The sequence below is a fragment of the Microbacterium sp. K41 genome, from assembly GCF_004794395.1.
Lineage (GTDB): Bacteria > Actinomycetota > Actinomycetes > Actinomycetales > Microbacteriaceae > Microbacterium > Microbacterium sufflavum.
On sequence record NZ_SSDO01000136.1, the window covers coordinates 1 to 5,534 of the forward strand.

The 5,534-nt window shown below is 69.9% G+C and carries 8 protein-coding genes and 2 tRNA genes; 2 read left to right on the top strand and 8 right to left on the bottom strand.

Annotated elements, in window-relative coordinates:
* From DW309_RS03030 to DW309_RS03040, 3 genes are all read right to left on the bottom strand, one after another.
* A partial coding sequence (locus tag DW309_RS03030; RefSeq protein ID WP_136044523.1) for a hypothetical protein occupies positions 1 to 207 on the bottom strand: 207 nt, incomplete at its 3' end.
* Positions 204 to 395 (bottom strand): DUF2273 domain-containing protein, encoded by a 192-nt coding sequence (locus DW309_RS03035; protein ID WP_136031662.1) that lies wholly within the window; start codon positions 393 to 395, stop codon positions 204 to 206. The genes DW309_RS03035 and DW309_RS03030, both read right to left, overlap by 4 nt.
* On the bottom strand, positions 392 to 832 hold the full coding sequence (locus DW309_RS03040) for an Asp23/Gls24 family envelope stress response protein (RefSeq protein WP_240744574.1): 441 nt from the start codon (positions 830 to 832) through the stop codon (positions 392 to 394). Before DW309_RS03040 ends, DW309_RS03035 begins: the two co-directional genes overlap by 4 nt.
* A gap of 175 nt (positions 833 to 1,007) precedes the next feature.
* On the opposite strand from DW309_RS03040, the gene DW309_RS03045 reads away from it, so the two are divergent.
* Positions 1,008 to 1,619 carry a TetR/AcrR family transcriptional regulator gene (locus tag DW309_RS03045; protein ID WP_136044524.1) on the top strand — a complete coding sequence of 204 codons (612 nt, stop codon included), beginning with the start codon at positions 1,008 to 1,010 and terminating at the stop codon, positions 1,617 to 1,619.
* On the top strand, positions 1,620 to 3,281 hold the full coding sequence (locus DW309_RS03050) for an MDR family MFS transporter (RefSeq protein WP_136044525.1): 1,662 nt from the start codon (positions 1,620 to 1,622) through the stop codon (positions 3,279 to 3,281).
* Between the two features lie 4 nt (positions 3,282 to 3,285).
* Here the strand turns inward: DW309_RS03050 and DW309_RS19290 are convergent, their stop codons facing one another.
* The 5 genes from DW309_RS19290 to DW309_RS03070 all read right to left on the bottom strand — a co-directional run.
* Entirely contained in the window at positions 3,286 to 3,444 is a 159-nt protein-coding gene (locus tag DW309_RS19290; RefSeq protein ID WP_168387156.1) for a hypothetical protein, read from the bottom strand.
* A 158-nt stretch (positions 3,445 to 3,602) separates the two neighbouring features.
* Entirely contained in the window at positions 3,603 to 4,205 is a 603-nt protein-coding gene (locus DW309_RS03055) for a hypothetical protein (RefSeq protein WP_136044526.1), read from the bottom strand.
* 116 nt (positions 4,206 to 4,321) lie between these two features.
* Positions 4,322 to 4,395, bottom strand: a tRNA-Met gene (locus DW309_RS03060).
* A gap of 32 nt (positions 4,396 to 4,427) precedes the next feature.
* Positions 4,428 to 4,499: transfer RNA gene (locus DW309_RS03065), tRNA-Thr, on the bottom strand.
* Positions 4,500 to 4,567: 68 nt separating this feature from the next.
* The coding region (locus DW309_RS03070; RefSeq protein ID WP_136044527.1) for a M23 family metallopeptidase at positions 4,568 to 5,534 on the bottom strand (967 nt) is incomplete at its 5' end.

A 5,534-nucleotide genomic window follows, 5' to 3' on the forward strand; every position in this document is an offset into this window, starting at 1 on the left:
CGTGCCGTCGGAGCGCGCCAGCACGACGGGCACGGCCACCGTGACGCGCAGGTCGCCGCGCCGGTCGCCCAGCTCCACCGCGATGTCGTCGAGCCCCACGCCTGCGGCATCCCTGGCGATGCCGAGGGCGATCCGGTGCAGGGCGCGGGCCTCGACGGACGTGGCCCCCGCCACACCCGTCGACGCCCCTGCCCGCTCGACGCTCACGAGGACGACCGCCGTCCGCGGACCACCTCGGCGAGCGCCCGGACGTCCAGGCGACCGTCGGCGATGCGCCCGGCCGCCGCGCCGACGAGCATCGCGAGGAGCACGAGCAGGAACGCCCAGAAGCCCAGCACGATCCAGGTCAGTGCGAGGACCGCGGCCGCAGCTCCGCCGATCACCGAGGCGTTCACTGGACTCGCGCCTCCTCGGCGTCGGCGTCGTCGTCCGAGGGGATGTGCACGTCGTTGACGCTCACGTTGATCTCGGCGACGTCCATGCCGACCAGGTCGACCATGGCCCGGTGGATGGCCGTGCGCACGTCGTCGGCCACCTTCTGCAGCGACACCGGGTACTCCGCGACGATCGTGACGTCGACGGCCACCTGCGTCTCGCCGACCTCCACGCTCACGCCCTGCGAGAGGTCGGTCGTGTTCAGCACGTCTCGGATCGCGCCCATCATGCGGGCAGCCCCGCCGCCGAGCGCATAGACGCCGCTGACCTCACGGGCCGCGATGCCCGCGATCTTCGCGACGACCGCGTCCTCGATCGTGGTCTTCCCCACCGCTGCGGCCTGCGCCGTCGGTACGACCTGAGCCTTGGGCTGGCTGCCCCCCGTCACGTTCGCCATCTCGAGCTCCTTCATCCGTGTGTCCGCACCGTGGGGCGCGGGCCGTGTTCTTACGACACCACTAAGACGCATGAGGCACCTCGGACGTCACGAATTCGTCGACGGTTTTTCCGGGCGGGCAGAGAAACGCACTCTCACAGTGCACTCCAAGGTTGAAAGTGCAAAGTTGCACTCTATGGATGCAAGTGCAGAATCGACGAGGGAGCAGCGCAAGCGCGAGACGTCTCGCGCGCTCACCTCGGTGGCGCGGCGCTGGACGGTCGAACGGGGCTTCGCCGGCTTCACGATCGAGGAGCTGTGCACCGAGGCCGGGGTGTCGCGCCGCACGTTCTTCAACTACTTCGAGAGCAAGGAGAACGCGGTCTTCGGCATCGCCGTGATCGACTCCCGCCAGGAGGAGCTGGAGGACGCTTTCGCGAACGCCGACGGCGACCTGCTCGACGACTTCGTCGAGCTCACCGTCGCCCGCTTCTCCCTGTTCGACCCCGTCGAGCATGCCGCCGAGCTGTTCGCCGTGATCGAGCACGAACCGCGACTGCTCAAGGCCGCGTTCGAGCAGCAGGAGAAGCACGAGCGGCGCGACGTCGCCCTGATCACCCGCCGGCTCGAGGGCGTCGAGGACGCCGAGCTGCGCGCGCAGGTGCTCGTGCAGTCCGTCGGTGCCCTCGTGCGCCTGTGCATGGAACAGCTCCTGCACCACCACTCCACCGAGCCGTTCGCCGAGCTGATCCGACGCCGTCTCCGGCTCGCGCGCGACCTGTACTCCCCCGCACAGAAAGCCCACTGAATGTCCGCCACCGCCACCGCCGACGCGCCCTTCCTGCTCACGAAGCGTCGCATCTGGATCATCTTCAGCGCCCTGATCGCCGGCATGCTGCTCGCGAGCCTCGATCAGACCATCGTGTCGACCGCGATGCCGACCATCGTGGGCCAGCTCGGCGGCGTCGACCACCAGGTGTGGATCACGACCGCGTACCTGCTGGCCACCACCATCGTGATGCCGATCTACGGCAAGTTCGGCGACGTGCTCGGTCGTCGCAGCCTGTTCCTCGTCGCGATCGCGCTCTTCACGCTCGCGTCGGTGGGCTGCGCCCTGGCGACCGACTTCTGGATGTTCGTCGTGTTCCGGGCGCTGCAGGGCCTCGGCGGCGGCGGACTGATGATCCTGTCGCAGGCGATCATCGCCGACATCGTGCCCGCCAACGAGCGCGGCAAGTACATGGGTCCGCTCGGTGCCGTGTTCGGGCTCTCCGCCGTGGCCGGTCCGCTGCTCGGCGGGTTCTTCGTCGACCACATGACGTGGCAGTGGGCGTTCTACATCAACATCCCGGTCGGGATCGCGGCGTTCGTGATCGCGCTGGTCGCGCTGCAGCTGCCCAGCAAGAAGGCCGAGAAGCGCATCGACGTGCTCGGCGTGATCTTCCTCTCCCTCGCGACGACGTGCCTGATCTTCTTCACCGACTTCGGCGGCGACAAGGAGTTCGGGTGGGATTCGCTGGCGACCTGGGCGTGGGGCGCCGGCCTCGTGGTCGCCGCGACCGCGTTCGTCATCACCGAGTCCAGGGCGCAGGACCCGATCATCCCGCTGAGCCTGTTCCGCAACCCGATCTTCGTGAACGCGACGGCCATCGGACTGGTGCTCGGGATCGGCATGTTCGCGGCGATCGGCTTCGTGCCCACGTTCCTGCAGATGTCGTCCGGCACGTCGGCCGCGGCCTCCGGGCTGCTGATGATCCCGATGATGGTGGGCCTGATGGGCACGTCCATCTTCTCGGGCATCGCGATCTCGAAGACCGGGAAGTACAAGGTCTACCCGATCGTCGGCACGATCGTGACGGGCCTCTCGATGGTCGCGATGACCACGCTGTCGGCCGAGACGCCGATCTGGCTGATCTGCGTCTTCCTGTTCGTGTTCGGCGCGGGCCTCGGGCTCATCATGCAGGTCGTGGTGCTGGTGGTCCAGAACGCCGTGCCCGCGGGCGAGATCGGCACCGCGACGAGCACCAACAACTACTTCCGGGAGGTGGGGGCATCCCTCGGAGTGGCCGTGTTCGGCACGATCTTCACGACGCGGCTGACGGAGAACCTGCTCGGCGTGTTCGCCGGAGCCGGTGCCTCGCCGGATCAGGCGTCGCAGGCCGCGTCGACCATCGACCCCGCAACGCTCAGCGCGCTGCCCGACGAGGTGCGCGACGGGATCGTGACCGCGTACGCCGATGCGCTCGCCCCGGTGTTCTGGTACCTGGTGCCGTTCGTGGCGCTCGCGCTGCTGCTGTCGCTGTTCCTCAAGCAGATCCCCCTGTCCGACCAGGCGGGACTCGTGGCACGCGGCGAAGCCATCAGCGGCGAGGAGGCGGAGCGGCTGGAGGCCGCTCAGCGCGCCGGCGGACGGACGCCCACCGTGGTCGACGGGCCGGAGGGGTCCGACCCGTCGACCGCGGACCGGTGACCGGTCAGGGGAGGTCGGCGACGTCGAGGTCGTCGTCGTCGTCTTCGCTGGCCGGAAGGTCGTCGGGCTCGGGGTCGTGATCGTTGGTGACGATGTCGGCGTCCACACCGACGGCGTCCACCTCGGGGCCATCGTCGGCGGCGTTGCTGTTCGGGTCTGACATGGGATCTCCGTTCCTCGGCCTCGTGGAGCGCCAGTCTCCCGTGCCGGCGGGCCCGAGCGCAGGGGCTTGACATGACCTCCGGGTTCCGGATGGCCCGTGCGGCCGAGGGCGCTGGCCATGGTCGGGCGGCCCGGCGCGCGCGGGGCCGGGTGTCACGGTCAGCTCTGCTCCCCGACGGCCTGTGCGGGATTAGCCGAGCCAGCGGGGACGGAGCGCACCGCACGCTCAGCTCCGCTCCCTGGGAGCCTGCGCGGGATCAGCCGAGCCAGCGCGGGCAGAGCGCGCCGCAGGCTCAGCTCCGCTCCCCGACGGCCTGTGCACTGACGGTGACGATCGCGAACACGACGGCGGCGATGCGGTCGTCGTCCGTGGGCGTGGGGGTCCCACAGCACGTCGGTGCCGATCACCTCGGCGGTCATGTCGTCGAGCGGCTGCTCCTCGTCGCGGGCAAGCCCGTCGGCGAGCCAGGCGGCCGCGCGGCGCAGGTCGGCGCGATCGATCGTGTGGTGGGGGTCCTCGATCGACGCGCCGAGCACGTCGGCGACGGAGACTCCCCGGCAGCGGAGCCCGGCCACCGCACCGGACAGTGCGCCCGCCGCGACCGCGAGGCCGTAGCCCGCGGCGATGAGCTCGTCCCAGGAGACGGGGCCCGCGATGTCCTCCAGTCCGAGCGAGACGCCCGCCCTGTCCGTCACGGCGACCATCACCGCCCGATGCGCATGGCAGTAGACAGCGGTCGCGGAGGGAGCGGGGGTCGGCACGGCGGTCCTCTTTCCGGGGAGCCCGCCTCGCTCGTCCGCGCGAGGGCACGGAACGGCTCTCACTCTAGTCCGCGGATACGACGAAACCCCCGGACGTATCCGGGGGTTTCGAGCTGTAGCAGGAGCGGGGCTTGAACCCGCGACCTCACGATTATGAGTCGTGCGCTCTCACCAACTGAGCTACCCTGCCGCACGGCATCCGCATCGCAGATGCGAACTCCGAGCCCCGAGTCAGGATTGAACTGACGACCCCTTCCTTACCATGGAAGTGCTCTGCCACTGAGCTATCGGGGCGTGCTGCCCCTCGCGGGGCAACCACACGAGAATACCATCACTGTGGCGTCCTCATGAAATCAGGCCGGTCAGTACGACGTGCGTCCGGCGTTGGCGCGGAGCCACGGCATCGGGTCGATCGTCGTGCCGTTGACGATGAGCTCGAAGTGGAGGTGCGCGCCGTAGGAGCGGCCCGTGTTCCCGGTCTTGCCGATGACGGTGCCGACGGTGACCCGGTCGCCCGCCTTCACCTGGAGCGAGCCGTACTGCATGTGCGCATAGTGGCTGGTGATGGTCTGGCCGTCGATCACGTGGTCGATGTAGACCGTGACCCCGTAGGCGCCGCCCTGCTCCGTGGCGGTGCGCACCACGCCGTCGGCGATCGCCTGGATGGGCGCGCCGTTGCCGGGGGTGAAGTCGATGCCCTCGTGCAGGCGTCCGCTGCGCATGCCATAGCCGTACGACATGCCGACGCCGACCATGAACGGCCACTGGATGGCGGCGTCGGGGTCGTTCGTGAAGACCTCGCCCGAGTAGTTGATGCCCTGCTCGGCCGCGACCTCGACGAGCGAGACCGTGCTGTAGTCGTCGTTGCGGGTGAGCGGTGCGTTCTGCACGTCGGAGGGCGCGACGAAGGCCTGAATCTCGTCCTTCGCCGACCCCGCGGCGTCGGCGGCGGCAGCGGTCACGAGGGAGGTCGAGGCCATCGACCCTCCGCGCGCGGCGGCGACGGCCTCGGCGGGCAGCGTCATGGAGACCGCGAGCAGTCCGGCCAGACCCATGACACCGACGGTCGCGCCGACCGTCACGAAGCGCCGGAGACGGCGGGGACGCGATGCGACGTGTTCGGCCGCCGCACCCTGCACGTCGGCGGCGCTGGCGAACGACCGGGCACTCGCGGCCGCAGCAGGGACGGTGCGCACGGTGCCGGTGCTACGGAAGGCGCGCGAGGCACGCTCGAACGCGTCTCCCTCGGCGTCGGCTTCGGCCACGAACGGCTCGGAGGCCGGCGGGATGGCCTCGGCGGCTGCGGCCTCGGCGGGTGCCTCGTGCGTC